We start from the raw sequence: 16,751 nt of genomic DNA on the forward strand, positions 1-16,751 counted from the left end.
GGTGCGGGTGTTTCTCCCCGCACCGACGCGGTCACATACTCGCGCGCCTGCTCTCACCATGACGGAGCACGGATCAGCAGACGAGCCGGGCCAGACCTGGGCAGCGAAGGTCACGGCGCCGTTGATCAAAAACATGCCGCCGGCGGGAGACTTCAGCTTCGAGGCGGTCCAGGCGCTGGGCAACCCCGTGCCGATGCTCGTGAAGAACGACGGCAGCGAACTGCTCGAACTGTGGCTCGAACCCTTCGGGCAGGACTACTGGCTGCAGCCTGGCGAGTCCGTCGTCGTCACGTCGTACGGCCCCTGGTACGACCATCCCTTCGAGACCGTCCACGAACCTTACTGCATCGCGATCTGGGTGACATCCTTCTGCGCGACGGTCTCCGACCAGGACGGCAATGAGGTCCCCGGCGCTCATCAACGCCCCCGCGGCAAATACGGAAGCTGAGCCACAACCACTTCCGGCCTGAGCAGGGACGACGGTACGGTGCGGAAGTTGACTCAGAACTTCGAGAAGGATTTCGAGAAGAATCTGCTGGACCGGTTGTCGATTTCGCGGAGCCCGTTCGACAAGTAGGCGTACCGACGATGTTTCGACGAGGAAGGCAGCAAATCATGGCCCAGTACGCAGTGCTGATCTACGCCGGCGACGCCGCGCACGGACCGGACGCGACCCCGCAGGACACCGCACCGCACGATCGGCACGCCGAGGAGTTGGAGCGCTCAGGCGCGCTGCTGGCCGCGTACGCCCTGACGCCGAGGGACCTGGCCACCACTGTGCGTGGTGACGCGATCACTGACGGCCCGTTCATCGAGGCGAAGGAGATCGTCGCCGGGTTCTACATCCTTGAGGCGCCCGACCTCGACGCGGCGCTGGCGATCGCGAAGCTCAACCCGGTCTGCCAGATGGGCGGCGGCGTCGAGGTACGCCCGGTCGCCGGTGGCGGACCCATCCAGCGCGGATGATCGAAGAGGCGGTCGCCGACGCGCATCGTCGCGGCTGGGCACTCGTGCTCGCCGCGACGATGCGGGTGACCAACGACCTGGACCTGGCCGAAGAATGCGTGCAAGAGGCGTACGCCGCAGCATTGCAGAGCTGGGCGCGCGACGGCGTCCCGGATCAACCGCTGGCGTGGTTGACGACAACCGCCCGTCGGCGCGCGATGGACGCGATCCGGCGCGAACGCACATTACGGTCGAAACTTCCCTTGCTGGTGGAGCCCGAGGCGACCGTTGAGGACACGGTGATGGATCACCCGCCGGCCGAAGATCACGACGACGAAATCCCCGACGAGCGACTGCGGCTCATCTTCACCTGCTGCCACCCGGCGCTCGCGCAGGAGGCTCAGGTGGCGTTGACGTTGCGGCTCGTATGCGGCATTCCCACACCGGACGTGGCGCGCGCTTTCCTCGTCTCGGAACCGACGATGGCGGCCCGGATCACGCGGGCGAAGAAGAAGATCTCGGGCGCTCGCATTCCTTTCCGCGTACCACATGGTGCTGAATTGCCCGACCGCCTGCGGGGCGTGCTCGCGGTCATCCACCTGCTGTTCACCGCGGGCCACACCGCGCCGTCGGGCGCGGACCTGGTGCGCGCGGACCTGGTGGACCGCGCGCTGCACCTGGCGCGGATGCTGCGCGAACTGATGCCCGACGAGCCCGAGGCCGCCGGCCTGCTCGCGTTGCTGCTGGTCACCGACGCGCGCCGGGCGACCCGCGTGGACGCGGCGGGCCGGCTGGTGCGCCTGCCGGACCAAGATCGCGCCCTGTGGGATCGCGCGGCGATGGCCGAGGCGCACGACCTGATCGTGGCCGGGCTGCGCGACGGCCGGATCGGGCGTTACGTGGTGCAAGCCGCGATCGCCTCCTTGTACGCCGAAGCGCCGTCGTACGCGGAGACGGACTTCGCCCAGATCGTGCAGCTCTACGACACGCTGCTGAAGATCTGGCCGTCGCCGGTCGTCGCGTTGAACCGGGCGGTGCCGCTGGCGATGGTGGCCGGGCCGGAGGTTGCGCTCGCCGAGATCTCGCAGCTGGACCTTCCGGGGTATCAGTATCTGCCCGCGGTTCGGGCTGATCTGTTGCGGCAGATGGGCCGTGACGCTGAGGCCCGGGAGGCGTACGCGCAGGCGTTGGCTCTGACGACCAATGAGGCGGAGCGGGCGTTCCTCGCGGAGCAGGTGGACGGGTAGCCCGTTGCTGCCGCAGCATGACTGATTCCGGACGACCACAGGCATCGGGTTAGTCTGCGCGGATGGACGATCTGGGAGACGTGGCGTGGCCGCCTGAGCCGATCAGGACCGCGCGGCTCGTGCTCCGCGAGCCCGAGGCGCGAGACCGTGCGGCGTTCATCGACTTGTACGCCTCGGCAGAGGTCACCATGTACGTCGGTGGTCCGCAGCCGCGTGCGGAACTTGAGCGTGCGATTCCCGAGGTGCCCAGGCGATGGCCCGGGAACTTCGTCGTCGACCTCGACGGGACGATGATCGGCCAGATCCTGCTCAGGCGAGCGACCGGGCACCGTAGCCCGGCTGCCGTGGGGAAAGCCGATCTCGGCTACCTGTTCCTGCCACAGGCCTGGGGCTTCGGGTACGCAGCCGAGGCTTGCACGGCGGCACTCGACTGGCTCGCGGGCGCCCTTCCCGGCGAGCCGGTTGTGCTCACCACGCAGAGCGCCAACGTCGCCTCGATGCGCCTGGCGGAGAAGCTGGGATTCGTTGAGGTAGAACGGTTCGAGGCTTGGGATGCCGAACAATGGCTCGGCATGCGGTCCCCGGTCACGCCTTCCAGGTAAGCCGCGAACCGGACCGGGAGGCTCCGGCCGAGTCTCGGCCTTGCTTCGGCGTCGGCGGTCCTTCTACCCTCAGACATACGTGATCGGTATACGTCGATGAGGTGATGAGGCGTGTCGGACTCGCAGCCCAGCCCACGGAACGCCTCGATCCGATCTCCGGGCGGGCTGTTCGCCGGGTTCGTCATTGGAATCGCCAGTGACATCGCGTTGTGGTTCTGGCTGACGGGCGGCGCGCTCGTGGACGGACTGGCCCGCGCGAGACACGGCTATACGGAGGAGATCTTCCTCGAGGACATCCAACCGCGTTTCTGGTACGGAATGGTCTTCGCCGCCGTGATGACACTGATCGGTGCAGTCTTGGTCATTCGCCGGGTCACCAGCGTCGGGGCACCTCTGCTCGCGTTCGCCATAGCCGGGCTCACGGCCGTCCTCTGCGCGTTCGGCTACATGATGACGCTGTAGCCGCCCCGCGTCCCGCAACGACCCCCGATTCGGGGCGTTGCCGGCCGGAATGGGCTACCGGGACTCGTACCAGGAGGCGTACTCGTGCGCTTGCGAGTATTCGGCCGCGACCACCGGGTCCGTTGCGTTCAGCGTGGCTGCTTCGAGGATGCGGGTCGGTACGCCGCTGGTGATCCATTCGCGAACTCGGCGTGACCACTCGTCGTCCGGTTCCATCGACTGAGCATGATCTCCAATCGTGTCGGCCAGGTGCCGCACGCTCGACTCATCGGCGCGGTCGTTCCACAGCGTCAGATATCGCCAAGGGTCGCCGCCCCGTTCCGCCAGCACCTCCAGCACCCTGGGCGCGGACACCGGCGCCGGGAAGGCCGCTAGCGTGGCCGCCCACCAAGCGCCCAGCAGCCGGTCGATCGCCGCCCACTCCTCCGGCGGCCATCCGCGGCCATAGTTCGCGGCTTTGCGGATGGCACCGTCGGTATCCCAGACTTCCCCGGCGACCAAGTGCTCGAGTATGCGGGGAAGGAAGTGTCGGAAGTCGGCGTCGCCGCCCCACGTCGTCATCGCCTTCCACGCGTACCGTCGGAGTTGCTCGCTGCTCAACTGCCGCAGCGGCACCGTCATGAGGATCTCGTTCTCCTCGGCGCCGACACAGTGATCGCAGTACTCGATGGCCGCAGGCAGTCGGTGATGGGCGAAGGCGGCGTACACACCCTCGACCGCCTGCTGCAGCGCTTCGGCGACGGACTGCGGCTCACTCACGACACAGAACCTATCTCCGGCCAGCCTTCGGTAGTGCCACGGACGCCGTTTCACCGGCGACCCAAGCTGCCCTAGCCCGCCGAGGTGTGCGCAGCGGCCCTCGGGCGGATGCGCTGATTGAGGAAGAGCGCCGCGCGGTCCAGCGCCTCGTCGGCCTCGTCCAAGACGCCGGCGAATGACTGGAACACGTGCGGCACGTCGGCGGTGATGTCCAGGATGACGTCCACGCCGGCTGCCCTCGCACGCGCAGCCAGGCGGGTCGAGTCGTCCAGCAGGATCTCGTTGGTGCCCACCTGGATCAGCATCGGCGGAAAGCCGGTCAGGTCGGCGAGGACGGCCGGGCTGAGCAGCGGCTGGTGCGGATCTGCTCCCGCGAGGTACATGGCTCCAGTGCGTTCCACGGAGGCGCGAGTGAAGATCGGGTCGATGCCTTCCTTGGTGTCCATGCTTCCGCCCGTTCGGGTGGCGTCGAGGCCCGGGGAGAACGCCACGATGGCGGCGGGCAGCGGCAGGCCGGCATCGCGAGCCGCCAGGCACGTGGTGACTGCGAGGCCTCCGCCGGCCGAGTCCCCGGCGAAGGCGATCGTCGACGGATCCTCGCCTCGGTCGAGCAGCGCCCGGTAGGCGCTGAGGGTGTCTTCGATCGCGGCCGGGAACGGGTGCTCGGGGGCGAGCCGGTAGTCCAGCGAGTACGCCGCGAAGCCGGTCTTGGCCACGAGGTGGCCCGTCAGGGACAGAGCGCTTTCCGGAGAGCCGAAGACCCAGCCGCCGCCGTGGAAGTAGAGGATCGTCCCGGCACGTCGTCCGTTGTCTGGATCGACCTGCAGCGCCGGTCGGCCGCCGAGTGTCGTCTGCGTGGTACGGATGTCGCCGGGCACGATCATGTGGGCCATCAGCTCCTCGAACCCGGCTCGGATCTCCTCGACCGATCGAGGTCCCTCGGGGCGCGGCTGCCGCATCATCGCATCGACCCGGGCACGTTGTTCCTTGCTCACGGGGTGCTCCTCACGAAATAGCTTCCACTACACTATATGCCGTGGCATCTAAATCGCGCGGAGACGTGGTCGACCTCACGATCTTCTTTTCCGACCTGGTCCGATGCGAAACGCGGCTGTACAACGCCCTCAACGACCGCCTACGTGAGCAGCACGGGATCGTCACCTCACAGTTCGAGGCGCTCCGCTACCTTCGCGACCACCCCGAGGCCCGGGTGGCCGACCTTGCCGCCGCGTACGCCATCGGCATCGGGGCGACCAGCAAGAGCATCGACCGGCTAGAGAAGCAGGGCTGGGCGATCCGGCAGCCGAATCCATCGGATCGCCGGTCCTCCCTGCTGGCACTGACCGACGCGGGCTCGCAGCTCGTCGAAGCAGCGGAGAAGACCTTCACCGAAACGCTGGCCGAACTGATCGGAGGCACGCTCGACAGTTCCTCCGCGTCCGCCGCCGCACAGGCCTTCGCGAAGCTGCGATCCGCACTGGAACGCGACAAGGTCGGCACGCCCACCGGATGATGGGCACTCAAGCGGTAGCGGCAACCTTCGCCCGCGCGTTACGAATCCATCCGTACGCGGTGTGCCGCGGGACGGCGTAGTGGTCGGCGATGATGCTCGCGTTCTCCCCCGCCTGCCGGAGCACCTCGGTGAAGTCCTCTGGCATCTTGCGGTACGTCCGGCCGCCTGATTTCGGTGCTGCGGCTGGCTTCGCGGCCGGTGCCTTCGCGGCTGGCGCCTTTGCGGTCGCCGCCTTTGCGGCCGGTGCCTTCGCGGTCGCAGCCTTTGCGGCCGCAGCCTTGCGAGCAGACGGCTTCCGGCTCGACGGCTTAGCGGCAGTCGCCTTGTCGACGGCGCCCATTGTTGCCGGCGCGGACTTCGCCGACGGCGCGGACGGCGTGGTCGGCGCGGACGGCACGGTCGGCGTGGTCGCCGGTTGCGCCGTCGCAGCTGGGGACTTACGGGTCGGCTTCTTCCGCCGGGCGGCCGAAGGAGCACCTACTTCGGTCGGCTGGGTAGCAGGTTCATCTGCCGTGTTGCTCGCTGTAGCTCGGCTCGTCCGCGTACGCCGCGCACCGGTGCCGCCTTCGGAAGTGGCGGTGGGAGCAACCGAGGCAACCACCGCCGCGACCAGCTGGTTCAGGTCGAGCACCGGCAGCTCGCCGGGCTTGAGGCCACCGGCCGCGCCAGGAACCAGCCGCAGTTCACGAATCGACGCCGCCGCGCCACTGACGTCCAGGCGGATGGTCGTCGTGGGCAGACCCGGATCGTCCGGCGCGATCGTCACGGTGTACGAAGTCATCGAAGCAACCTTCCGGAGCCGGCGATAGAACGTGCGGCCACCTCGGCAGTCCGCTCGTGGCCACCAAGGTAGCCCATCACCAGCTCAGCCAACCCACCAGGTAGAGCAACCAAACCCAGTCGGCATCAGCCGGAGTTACGCGGGCGCATGCTATTCGTCGCGGCTGCGGCGCAGATAGCGAAGGATCTGGATCAGCTCCCACGGCCCCAGGACGATCCAGCGCAACGCGTACAGAACTTTGCCGATCATGATGAACGGCCAGGCCACCACTGCCATCGCGCCCAGCAGAAGCGTCTCTCGGCCGGAGACGCGCTCGGCGGCCCACCGCTGCGACAGACTGAGGCCCTCGTCGTCGGGGTCAGGCTGTTCGGAGGTCGGCATCGGCGAACAATAGCTTTTCCGTTCCCGCACGGGCCAGCGATGCACGTCGAGGTCTACGGCACCTCATGATCCGTTGATGATCGCCGAAGCTAGGCCGGCGATCACCGAACCGGCGAAGAGCGTCGTGCCGGCCAGCAGGTTCCATTGCGATCCGCATACACGACGCCATCGCATGTCCGATTCATCGACGTCGCCGAACCGAGTCGCGAAGTTGTAGCCCGCGCACAACGCGCCGCCCATCAGCGTCGTCATGTGGAGAAGCGAGTTGCTCAACCGGCCTCCTCAGCTGTGGCGACAGGCGGCATACCGTCTGGCGCAGCTTAGCCCGGAGTCCTACGGCGACGCGGCCGCGACCCCCGTGAGGTAGAACCCCACGGGGGTCGGGTCGCGTTCACGGTGCGACCCGACCCCCGGTTCGCCGGGTCAACCCATCACCACCTCCGGGCCGTCGGCCACGACGGTGGTGCCGCCGACGGTCAGCTCCGCGCTGAGCGAATACGTGCCGGCCGGCAGGTTCTTCAAAACAACCAGGTAGAACTGGTCCTTCGTCCACTTCAGCGGCAGGCGCGCCGTTTCCACGCCGAGGGCGTTGCGGACCACGAGGATCGCGTTGTCCGCCGGCGCCCCGCCCGGTGTGATGCCGTCGAGCCGGAGCTGGACTGGGCGCGATCGGCCGCTGCCGGGCAGTGTCCAGTCTGGATGCCAGCGCTCGATGACGACGGCTGTGGTCGCGGCGGACGTGCCGGCCGCGTTCGTCGCCGTCGCGGTCAGCGCGTTGCGGCCCAGCCGCAGCGGCACCTTGGCCGTCCACGTGCCGTCCTGCGCGGTCACTGCGGTGGCCACGTCTTTCGTGCCGATACGCAGGCGCACGGTCGAGGGCCAGTCCGCGGTGCCCGACACCGTGATCGAGTCGTCGAGGGTCACCGCCGGTGCGCTCACGACCGGGGGCGCCGGGCGTGGCATGGAGACGGTGCGCGTCCAGGAGACCGCGTTCAGCAGCAGACGGCGACCCGCTTCAGTCCAGCCCAGGTCAGGGCCGACCGCTTCGGTCACGGCGCTGGCGGACAGCACGACCTCGACGCTGCCGGCCGTTCGCCAGTCGAAGCCGACGCCCAGGCCGCGTACCACCGACCCGTCTGGGCGGCGAACGGACAGCTCGGCCAGCGGTTTCCCGGCGTAGCCGCCCGCGACGCTGTAATAGCCGCCCGCGACGATCAACTCGGCCGGATCGGCGAGCCCGGCGAACAGCGGGTGCCCGGGGTCGAAGCCGGCCAGCGTCACGGCGCCTTCGCCGTAGCCCTGCCCGGTGACGGAGATCCTGCCGGTGTGACGTTCGAGCAGTCGCAGGCCGCCTCGGTCCGCACCCCAGGTGCCGGTGTAGACGAGGCTGGTCCGGGCTGCGTCCGCGGCGGCCACCACGGCGTCGTAGGTCGCCTTGTCCGGCGTTCCGCCGTTGACCACCACGGTGTCGTAGCCGTCGAGATCGAGGCCGCGCGACCAGGGCAGTTCCGTGGCTGCCAGGCCGTTCGCCCGCAGGAACGCCACCAGCGTTCCGTCGGCGTCGCCGAGCACGCCGACGTCGTAGGGCCGCAGCGTCACGTCGAGCCGGGCGATCGCGCCGGCGGTGACGGTCACCGACGCCGTCGCCGGCAGGTGTCCCGGCGCGGACACGTCGACGGTGTAGTCACCCTCGAGCAACTGCTCCGCGGTGAACGTTCCTGCCTCGCCGGTGGTCGCCGACCAGGGTTGTACGCCGTGGGCCGTCAGTGTGGCGGCTGGTATGACCGTGCCGTCCGCCGACCGGACGGTGCCGGTGACGACGCCTCGGGGCAGCGGCACCAGTGCGATGTCGAGCGTCAGTGTCCCGCTCTCCGGCATGGTCACCGAACGCTCGGTCGTCTCGTAGCCGAACGCCTCGATCCGGATCGTGTGCGTGCCGGCGGCCAGGCCCAGGGTGTAGGCGCCGTTCGCCGCGGTCACCGTGCTGGCGCCGGCCTCGACGGCGGTGACCCGCGCCCCACTGATGGGGGTGCCCTCGGCGCCGGTCACCACGCCGGCGACGGCGGCTTGTCGCGCGTCGACCGCCCACGCGACCGCGTTGCGGTAGATCTGCTCGGCCGCCGGTGTCCATCGTGTGCCAGGTCGTCCGTAGGAGCCGGCCGACAAGCCGCCGAGCAGCACCTCGACGCTGGACCCCGAGGTGAACCGGTAACCGACCGCGTTGCCGAGGTCGGTCGTCGCCGAATGCGCGTCGGCGACGGTGGTGCCGCTGTATCCCGAGTACGTCATCCATTGCTGGTTGTCGCCGGGGTTGGTGAGCACCACGACCGGCTCGCCGGCCGGGAACCCGGCGAAGATCGGGTGCGGCTTGCCGACGACGTACGCGATGTCGGTGGGCTCGAAGTCGTAGGCGACGGCGGTGGGATCGTGGCGTACGTCGGAGAGCGCACCGATGGCGGCGCCGCCCCACTGTCCACCATAGAGTGTCGATACACTCCGGGCGGCCGCTTCGTTGATCATCTGAAGCAGTGCCGGACGGTACGAGCTGCTCACCGACCCGTTGACGATGATCAGGTCGAACTCGCTCACTCGGGGGACGAGCGTGCCGATCTGGGCCGCCGTGAACTGCTCGACGGCATAGCCCTCGCGCTGCAGCAGCCCGGTGATCGCGTTGGACGAGTCGGCGATGACAGCGATCCGATGCGAGGCCACCAGCGTGACGTTCACCGGCAAGGTCGCGTCGGCGGGCACCGTGACGGTACGCGTGGCGACTTGGTGGCCCGCGGCTGTCACCCGCAGCGTCCAGGTGGCCGCCGGCACACCGGCGATCGTGTACGAGCCGTCGGAGCCGGTGGTCGCGCTCAGCGGCGTACCGGTGACGGCGACGGCCGCCCCCGCGATGGGGCCTGCCGGTCCCGTGACGATCCCACTGATCGTCCCGGCCGGGTCGCCGGTGAGGGTCAGCGGCAGTGTCACCACGCCGCCCGCGGTGATGTCGACGACGGTCGTGGCGTCGGCGTACCCGAAGCTCGACGCCTGAAGCGTCCACCGGCCGGCGGGCAGCGGCACGACGAAGGTGCCGTCACCGGACCGCGCGGGCACCGTGTCGCCGGTCTCGACGACCTTGACCGTGCCCGCAAGCGGCGCCTGGGCTGCGGTGCGCAGGGTGCCGCGCACCTCGCCGCCGAGCCCGTCGGTGTCCAGCGCGTAGGACAGCGCGTTGCGCAGCAGCCGCTCCGCGCCGCCGGTCCAGGTGAGCCCGGGATGGTCGCCGTAGCCCGGGTATCCGTAGGTGCTCACCGACAGCGCGCCGAGCAGGACGTCGACCGCCCGCGCACCGCGGTGCCGCACGCCCACCAGCCCGCCGCCTGCCGCCGGGTCGTCTGAGGTCACGGTCGCGATCGTGGTCCCGCTGAACTCACCGAACCACGAGTACTCCTTGTTCGGCGGCACCAGCTCGAACGACGCCGGCAGGCCCGCGAGCAGCGGGTGGCCGGTCACGGTCGCGTGCGCGGTCACCGTCCCGTCGTTACGGCCCTCACCCTCCACACCAGGATCCCGGTCGTACGCCTTCAGGTAGCGGAACGATCCGCGCCCCAGTTGGTCCAGCCACAAGGCCGGTACGCCCGAGCGGTTGAGCGCGTCGTCGAAGGCGGCCCAGCCCGCCGCGCCCGGGTCGGTCCCGGAGTAGGTCGCCATGTTGCCGATGAGCAGGTCGAGGTCGCCGAGTGCCGCCGTGTCGGTCCATCCGACGGGACGCGGTTCGTAGCCCCAGTACGCGAGGTATGCAGCAAGCCGGCCCTCGAAGTCGTCGAGGACGCCGACGACCGGCGACGGGCGCAATGCGGCGTCGGCGCTGGTCTCACCGCCGGCGGTCACGGTCACCGGTATCCGGGTGCGGACGTATCCGTCTGAGGCCACCTCCAGCTCGTATGACCCGGGTTCGACCAGCGGCAGCCGGTAGTGCCCCGTGCTGTCGGTGACGGTGTGCGCGGTGGTGCCCAGCAGGGCGATCGTCGCGCCGTCGACCGGCCCGGCGGTGCTCGCCTGCTGGCCGCTGGCTTCGATGTCGGTCAGCGCGGTGATCGTCCCGGCGATGCCGCCGACGGTCCCCGGCTGCATCTCGACGTCCACCCTGGCGGTTCCGTTGCGCTCGACGGTCACCTCACGCTCGACCGGGGTGTAGCCGAAGGAGCTGAACCGCAGTCGGTGTGTGCCGGGTTCCAGCGGGAACGTGTATTCACCGGCGGCGTCGGTCGTCACCCGGCGCGTGCCGCCGACGAGTTCGACGGTCGCCGGCAGTGCTGCGGCGTCGACACCGACGACCCGGCCGGTCGCGCCCGCCAGCCCCGGTGCGGCGGTCCACCGGATCGCGTTGAGGTAGAGCTTGACGCCGTCGGGCGTCCAGTCGTCCTTCGGCCCTTGCAGCGTCGTACCGGCGAAGCCGCCGAGCACCAGGTGCACGCTGCCGGTGGTACGCACCGAGTACGCGGCGGCGACCCCGCGCCGGCCGCCCGTCTCGGAGTGCACGTCGGCCAGCGGCGTACCGGAGTAACCCACGATCGCCGCGGCGGTCCGGCCGGCGCGGAAGATCTCCGGCCGCTCGGGCAGACCGGCGAACAGCGGATGCCCGGCGACGGTCGGCGCGTACGAGATGATGCCTTCGCCGCTGACGGGCAGCGTTCCGCTCGGATCGGCCAGGTACTTGCGCAGCAGGCGCGCACCGCCGTCGCCGGAGTACCGGTCGTCGGGGAAGATTCCGCTCACCGAGGCGGCGTCCATGGCCGCGAGGAAGCCGGTGAACACGGTCGCGCCGGGGTCGGTCGGGTCGTTGAAGACCACGACGTCGAACTGCGGCAGCCGCCCGGCGTCGGTCCAGTCGATCGGCTCCGCGGCGATCTCGTTGGCGCGCATCAGGGCGACGACGCTGTCGCCGGAGTAGTCGCCCAGCACCGCGACCCGGGGCGCCGCAGCCAGCTCTACATTCGACACCGTTTCGGCACCGGCCCGGACCTCGACCGTGGCCGTCGTGCTCAGGTGACCGGCTGCGCTCGTCCGGACCTGGTACGTGCCGGCCGGCAGGTCGATGGCAAACGCGCCGTCGGCGGCTGAGGTCGCGGCGAGATCGGTGCCCTCGACCACAATGGACGCGCCGTTCACCGGTGAGCCGTCGCGTCCGCTGGTGACGATGCCGCGTACGCCGCCGGCGCCCGAGACCGCCAGGGTGGGGTTGACGGTGACCAAGTCGCCCGCCGTCACCGTGATCGTCTGCTCGAACGGTGTGCTGCCCACCCGGGTGAACCGCAGCGTCGGCGTGCCGGGGGTGACGAGCAGCCGGTAGGTGCCGTCGGCGGCCGTCGTGGTCCGCTCACCCGTCGCGGGCACCGCCACCGTCACTCCCGCCAGCGGCGTACCCGACGGATCGGTGACCGTGCCCTCGACAGCGCCGTAGCGCGCGTCGATGGCGCACCCGATGGCATTCTTGAGGATGGTGCGCGCGGCGGGCAGCCAGTCGTCGGACGGGACCCCCCAACTGGCCGCGGCGGCCAGCGATCCGAGCAGCACGTGGGTGCTTTCGGTGCCGCGCGGGTCGAAGGCGATGGCGCTGCCTACGTCGCCGGATTCGTCGGTGTTCAGGGTGGCGACCGTGGTGCCGGAGTAGCCGGTGAAGGCCGACCACGCGCCGCGCGGCGCGAGGATCTCGGTGCGCGCGCCGGGAGTGAGGCCCGCGGTCAGCGGGTGCGCGGTCGTGGCGACGACGGAGATGCGCCCGGTGGTGTTGAGGTCGCCCGGCAGTCCCTGCGGATCGCCGGTGTGCTTGCTCAACTGGTTGATCGCTCCGTAGCCCAGCGACCACTGGTCGAGGAAGACCACACTGGTGCCCGCCGCGTCCGTCGCGGTGAGGAAGGCCCGGAACGCGTCTGGTCCGGGATCGCTGCCGCTCGTGCCGTTGGCCACGACCGCGCGGAAATCACCTGGCCGGGCGGTCACCTCGGCGTAGGTCGCCGGTTGGACGGAGTACCCGAGGGCGGTGAGCTCGGCGGCGATGCGCCCCTCGTAGTCGCCGACGACCGCCAGGTCATACCGTTTCAGGGTGGTGTCGACCGCGACGGTCTCGCCGGCCACGACGGTCACGGACCGCGACTGCGGCGCGTAGCCTGTGCGCGCGATCGTGACGCGATACGTGCCGGCCGCCACGTCCGCGAACGTGAACTCGCCCGCAGCACCGCTGGTGGCCGGGCCGACCGGGGTGGACTCCAAGGTGACGGTAGCGCCGGGCAGGGGCGCCCCGGCCTCGTCGCGCACCACACCGTGGATCGCGCCGGTGCCGACGGAGGCCAGAGCGGCGTCCAGCGTGCTGGTCTCGCCGGCGACCACGTCGATCTCGCGGGTCTGACCGGCCAGGCCGTACGCAGTGACGGCGACCGTGACCCGCCCGGGCTGATGGGTCAGCTCGAACCGGCCGGTGGCCGGATCCGTGGCGACCTGCGCACCGGTCTCCTGTACGCGCACGGTAGCGGCGATCGGGCCGGACGGCCCGGTGACGGTTCCGGTGATCTTGCCGGTCGGGTGGTACGCGTAGACCTTCCCGTCGACGTCCGCGGTGACCAGCAATCCCTGGGCGTACGCCGGGGAGGCGGTCACGTTCGCGCCGGTGGTGGCCTGCCAGACCAGGTCCCCGGTGGCCGCGTCGAGCGCCCAGATCCGCCGATCCAGCTGGGCGCCGCCGATCACGTAGCCGTCGTCGCTGACGAGCACCGACGCGCTGACCGCACCGTTGAGCCCGTAGTGCCACACCGCTTTGCCGGTCGCTGCGTCGTAGGCGGCGACGAAGCCGAGCCCGTGCGACCCGGCGATGACGAGGTCGCCGTAGACGGCCGGGGTGCTGCCCTGACCGTCGCCGTGCGTGTTGTTCTCCCAGCGCAGCGCGCCGCTGGCGGCGTCGAGGGCGAGCATGCTGCCGCCGCTGTTGCCGTCGGTCGTCGTGACGTAGACAGTGCCGCCGACGATGCTCGCCCCGCCGATGAAGTAGTCGCCGGTGCGGGTGTAGGTCCACTTGCGAGTTCCGGTGGCCGCGTCGAGCGCGATGAGTTGGCCGTCGTCGGCGTTGCCGACGATGACCAGGCCGTTGCCGACGGCTGGGCCGGCGAAGACCGACGTGCCGACGTCGGTGGCCCAGAGCTGCCGGCCGGTGGCGGCGTCGAGCGCGAACACCGTGTCCGCGCGTCCTTGCGTCGGCCCGGTCGCGGCGTACAGGACGCCGTTCACGACCGAAGGCGCGGTGTAGACGGTCAAGCGATCCGGGGTGGGCACCTGCCAGCGCACCTTGCCGGTAGTGATGTCGAGGGCATAGATGCCGCCGCTCAACCCCCCGCCGGTGAACACCAGTCCGTCCGCGACCGCCGGGCTGCCCCGCAATGCCTGACCGGTCTGGAAGGCCCACAGCTGTCGCCCTGTTGCGACGTCGCGCGCGGTCAGCCGCCCGGCGTCGGAGCCGAGGAACACCCGGCCGTCGGCGATGACCGGACTGGCGAAGACCACCGAGCTGCCCGTGGCCGCGTTCCAGGCCGGCTGCAGAGTGCGGCCCGCGATCCGATCACCGGACAGGCCGGCCCGGCTCGGGTTGTTCTGGTACTGCGCCCAGCCCGCCGCGGTCGGCTGGTTCAAGGCCTCCACGGTGAATCGGACGCTCTCGTCACCGTCTACAGTGGTCTCGATGGTGGCGGGTTTGAACCCGGCCGCGGCGACCCGCAGCGTGTAGACGCCCTCGGCGATCCTCAGCTCGAACCGTCCATCGGCGTCCGTCGTCGCGACGTCGAGCGGGGTGCCGCTGACGGTGATCCGGGCGCCCCGGACCGCACCGGACGGGCCGGTGACCGTACCGACGACCTTACGGTCGGGCGCGACGGCGAGGGACACGTCGTGCGTCAGCGACTGACCGATGGTGACGGCGACCTTGCCGTGGTGGGTGACGAACCCGTACGCGCTGACCGTGACGTCCTGCGCGCCGGCCGGTGCCACCAGCGAGTACGCCCCGGTCTGCGGGTCGGCGGTCGTCGAGGTCCCCGCGATGGTGACCGTGGCCGCTCGCGGTTTGCCGTCCGGCCCGGTCACCCGGCCGGTGACGGTGCCGGAGTACGCGGCCCGGGTGACGGCGGCGTACGCGTCGATGATCCCCGTGCCGTAGGCGTTGTTGGGCACCGCGCCCATGTGCGACTCGACTCTCGCCGTGCCCGTGAGGATCTGGCGCACCTCGGCGACGGTCAGCTCCGGATTGGCCGAGAGCATGAGGGCGACGACGCCGGTGGCGTGGGGCGTGGCCATCGAGGTGCCCGAGATCGTGTTGTACCCGGACGCGCTCAGCTGGCGTGGCCAGGTCGAGCGGATCAGGTGGCCGGGTGCGCTGACGTCGGGCTTGATGTGGGTGACGCCGTCCCAGGTGACCGGTCCGCGACTGGAGAACCCGGCGATGCGGTCCTGCTGGTCGGTCGCGCCGATGCCGATGACGTGCGGATAGCTGCCGGGCGACCCGACGGTGCCCGGCCCGGGGCCGTTGTTGCCGTTGGCGAAGACCGCGACGATTCCGGCGGCCTCCCAGGCGAGCAGGTCGTTCCAGAACGTCGTGGCGTTCGGCGCGTCGGCGCCCCAGGAGTTGTTGACGACGTCGGGCGCTGCGGACGGGTCGCCACCGGGAGCCATCATCCACTGGAACGCGTCGTGGATGATCGATTCGGTCGTGCTGCCGGAGTCCCGGAAGATCTTCGCGGCGATCCACTGCGCGCCAGGCGCCACGCCCGTCAGCTCGCCAGGTGCGGAGCCGACGATGCTGCCGGTGACGTGGGTGCCGTGGCCGCCGCCGTCGCCGGGCGTCGGATAGTTCTCTCCGGTCGGCACATACCAGCTCGCCGCCGGATCGCCGGTGACACCGCGCCACGAGTCGTGCAGCGCCGGGTGGCCGCCGTCCGCGCCACCGTCCATGATGCCCACGACGACGCCGTTGCCGCGTACGCCGTACTCGCCCCAGGTTTCCGGTGCGTTGATCGACTCGAGGCTCCAGGTCGGCAGCAGCGGTTCACCAGACGCCGGTTCAATGGGCTCCTCCTGCCGGATCTCGACGTCGGGAGTGATGCTCGCGACGTCGGGATGGCCGGCGAGCGCGTCGAGCGCCTGCTGGTCGACGGTGGCGGCGAAGCCGTTGAAGATCCAGTACGGCTTGACGGCGCGAACGTGGCCCGCCTGTTCTTGGCTGGCGAGCAGCCCGCGTACTGCCGGCTGGGAGGCGTCGGCGGTCTGCCGCATGCCGTCGCGTACGGTGCGCGCTCGTGCGCTTTGGGCCGCGTCGGCGACTTGCCGTTCCACCGCCTGCCGGCCGAGATACGTGCTGGCCACGGTCAGCTGCTGGCGCTTGGTGCCGGCTGCCGTCCGGCCCTCGTCCGCCGCCCGCCGCGTGATCGCCGTCAGGTCTGGCTGCGCTCGCAACCGGATGATGACGTTGGCCGTGCCGCCACCGGCCAGCGCCGCGCGCACCTCGGGTGCCACACCGCTCGGCGGCTGGGTGCCCTTGGCGGTCGGCTCCGCGCCGAAGTCCGTCGCCTCGACCGGGAGCCCGCTCAGCAGGTCGAGCACCCCGGCGGGCTGAGTGGACGTCGCTGCCCCCGATGCCGCCGGCGACGCGGACGGTGACGCCATGGCGGCGACCGGTGCCGGCGCGCCGACCAGGGTGATGGCGAGCAGCGGCAGCGCCGCTCTGGTGAACCAGCTTCGGGCGACGCGCATGTCTCGAACCTCCGGTGCGGGACCAGCAGCCGACTGTGGAAGTGTCGATGGCCGCTCGAGGGAATGCCCCTCACCGTAAATTCGATCTTCGTATACGTAAAGATGTAACGATCAACTAGATCTTCCCGGTGTGCGATTAACTCGCTCCACGCCGGTTGCCTTCCTCATCCGAGCGCCGCACACAGGCCTTCTGACCTCGTCTTCTTTTCGGCGACGGCTGGATGTGCCCAGTGGATCGATGTGCGCGCAATGTGCAGCCGCTGTACGCCCGATGCCTAACGTCA

12 protein-coding genes are annotated in these 16,751 nt (G+C 70.2%); 6 read left to right on the forward strand and 6 right to left on the reverse strand.

The annotated features are described in order from the left end of the window. Positions 1-58: 58 nt before the first annotated feature. From AB0M47_RS01660 to AB0M47_RS01680, 5 genes are all read left to right on the forward strand, one after another. On the forward strand, positions 59-448 hold the full coding sequence (locus tag AB0M47_RS01660; RefSeq protein WP_363406623.1) for a hypothetical protein: 390 nt from the start codon (positions 59-61) through the stop codon (positions 446-448). Positions 449-615: 167 nt separating this feature from the next. Beyond that, positions 616-966 carry a YciI family protein gene (locus AB0M47_RS01665; RefSeq protein ID WP_253761976.1) on the forward strand — a complete coding sequence of 117 codons (351 nt, stop codon included), beginning with the start codon at positions 616-618 and terminating at the stop codon, positions 964-966. A gap of 44 nt (positions 967-1,010) precedes the next feature. Then, a complete protein-coding gene (locus AB0M47_RS01670; protein WP_363406931.1) occupies positions 1,011-2,192 on the forward strand; it encodes a sigma-70 family RNA polymerase sigma factor in 1,182 nt (393 codons plus the stop codon). 62 nt (positions 2,193-2,254) lie between these two features. Further along, positions 2,255-2,794 (forward strand): GNAT family N-acetyltransferase, encoded by a 540-nt coding sequence (locus AB0M47_RS01675; RefSeq protein ID WP_363406626.1) that lies wholly within the window; start codon positions 2,255-2,257, stop codon positions 2,792-2,794. A gap of 111 nt (positions 2,795-2,905) precedes the next feature. Continuing rightward, positions 2,906-3,256, forward strand: coding sequence for a hypothetical protein (locus tag AB0M47_RS01680; RefSeq protein WP_363406629.1), 351 nt, complete (start codon positions 2,906-2,908; stop codon positions 3,254-3,256). A gap of 54 nt (positions 3,257-3,310) precedes the next feature. Here the strand turns inward: AB0M47_RS01680 and AB0M47_RS01685 are convergent, their stop codons facing one another. Both AB0M47_RS01685 and AB0M47_RS01690 read right to left on the reverse strand, forming a co-directional pair. After that, positions 3,311-4,015 carry a hypothetical protein gene (locus AB0M47_RS01685; protein ID WP_363406632.1) on the reverse strand — a complete coding sequence of 235 codons (705 nt, stop codon included), beginning with the start codon at positions 4,013-4,015 and terminating at the stop codon, positions 3,311-3,313. A 71-nt stretch (positions 4,016-4,086) separates the two neighbouring features. Further along, positions 4,087-5,010, reverse strand: coding sequence for an alpha/beta hydrolase (locus tag AB0M47_RS01690; RefSeq protein ID WP_363406635.1), 924 nt, complete (start codon positions 5,008-5,010; stop codon positions 4,087-4,089). 41 nt (positions 5,011-5,051) lie between these two features. Between AB0M47_RS01690 and AB0M47_RS01695 the strand changes: the two genes are divergently transcribed. Next, positions 5,052-5,528, forward strand: a complete 477-nt coding sequence (locus tag AB0M47_RS01695; RefSeq protein ID WP_363406638.1) for a MarR family transcriptional regulator — start codon at positions 5,052-5,054, stop codon at positions 5,526-5,528. A gap of 7 nt (positions 5,529-5,535) precedes the next feature. On the opposite strand, the gene AB0M47_RS01700 is transcribed toward AB0M47_RS01695, so the two are convergent. The 4 genes from AB0M47_RS01700 to AB0M47_RS01715 all read right to left on the reverse strand — a co-directional run bounded on the left by AB0M47_RS01700 (position 5,536) and on the right by AB0M47_RS01715 (position 16,467). Then, complete coding sequence (locus AB0M47_RS01700) at positions 5,536-6,309, reverse strand: hypothetical protein (protein WP_363406641.1); 774 nt, start codon at positions 6,307-6,309, stop codon at positions 5,536-5,538. Between the two features lie 150 nt (positions 6,310-6,459). Further along, positions 6,460-6,690, reverse strand: a complete 231-nt coding sequence (locus tag AB0M47_RS01705) for a hypothetical protein (RefSeq protein ID WP_363406644.1) — start codon at positions 6,688-6,690, stop codon at positions 6,460-6,462. A 63-nt stretch (positions 6,691-6,753) separates the two neighbouring features. After that, on the reverse strand, positions 6,754-6,963 hold the full coding sequence (locus AB0M47_RS01710; protein WP_363406647.1) for a hypothetical protein: 210 nt from the start codon (positions 6,961-6,963) through the stop codon (positions 6,754-6,756). A gap of 150 nt (positions 6,964-7,113) precedes the next feature. Continuing rightward, the gene (locus AB0M47_RS01715) at positions 7,114-16,467 is read right to left on the reverse strand and encodes a carboxypeptidase regulatory-like domain-containing protein (protein ID WP_363406650.1); all 9,354 of its coding nucleotides are present in this window, start codon (positions 16,465-16,467) and stop codon (positions 7,114-7,116) included. Positions 16,468-16,751: the final 284 nt, after the last annotated feature.

It is taken from the genome of Hamadaea sp. NPDC051192 (assembly GCF_040682475.1).
Taxonomy (GTDB): Bacteria; Actinomycetota; Actinomycetes; order Mycobacteriales; family Micromonosporaceae; genus Hamadaea; species Hamadaea flava.

Bases quoted from the DNA above. Each gene is read 5' to 3' on its own strand.
- AB0M47_RS01700 (WP_363406641.1), bottom strand. From the start codon at position 6,309: ATGACTTCGTACACCGTGACGATCGCGCCGGACGATCCGGGTCTGCCC.
- AB0M47_RS01715 (WP_363406650.1), bottom strand. From the start codon at position 16,467: ATGCGCGTCGCCCGAAGCTGGTTCACCAGAGCGGCGCTGCCGCTGCTC.
- AB0M47_RS01660 (WP_363406623.1), top strand. From the start codon at position 59: ATGACGGAGCACGGATCAGCAGACGAGCCGGGCCAGACCTGGGCAGCG.
- AB0M47_RS01665 (WP_253761976.1), top strand. From the start codon at position 616: ATGGCCCAGTACGCAGTGCTGATCTACGCCGGCGACGCCGCGCACGGA.
- AB0M47_RS01675 (WP_363406626.1), top strand. From the start codon at position 2,255: ATGGACGATCTGGGAGACGTGGCGTGGCCGCCTGAGCCGATCAGGACC.
- AB0M47_RS01705 (WP_363406644.1), bottom strand. From the start codon at position 6,690: ATGCCGACCTCCGAACAGCCTGACCCCGACGACGAGGGCCTCAGTCTG.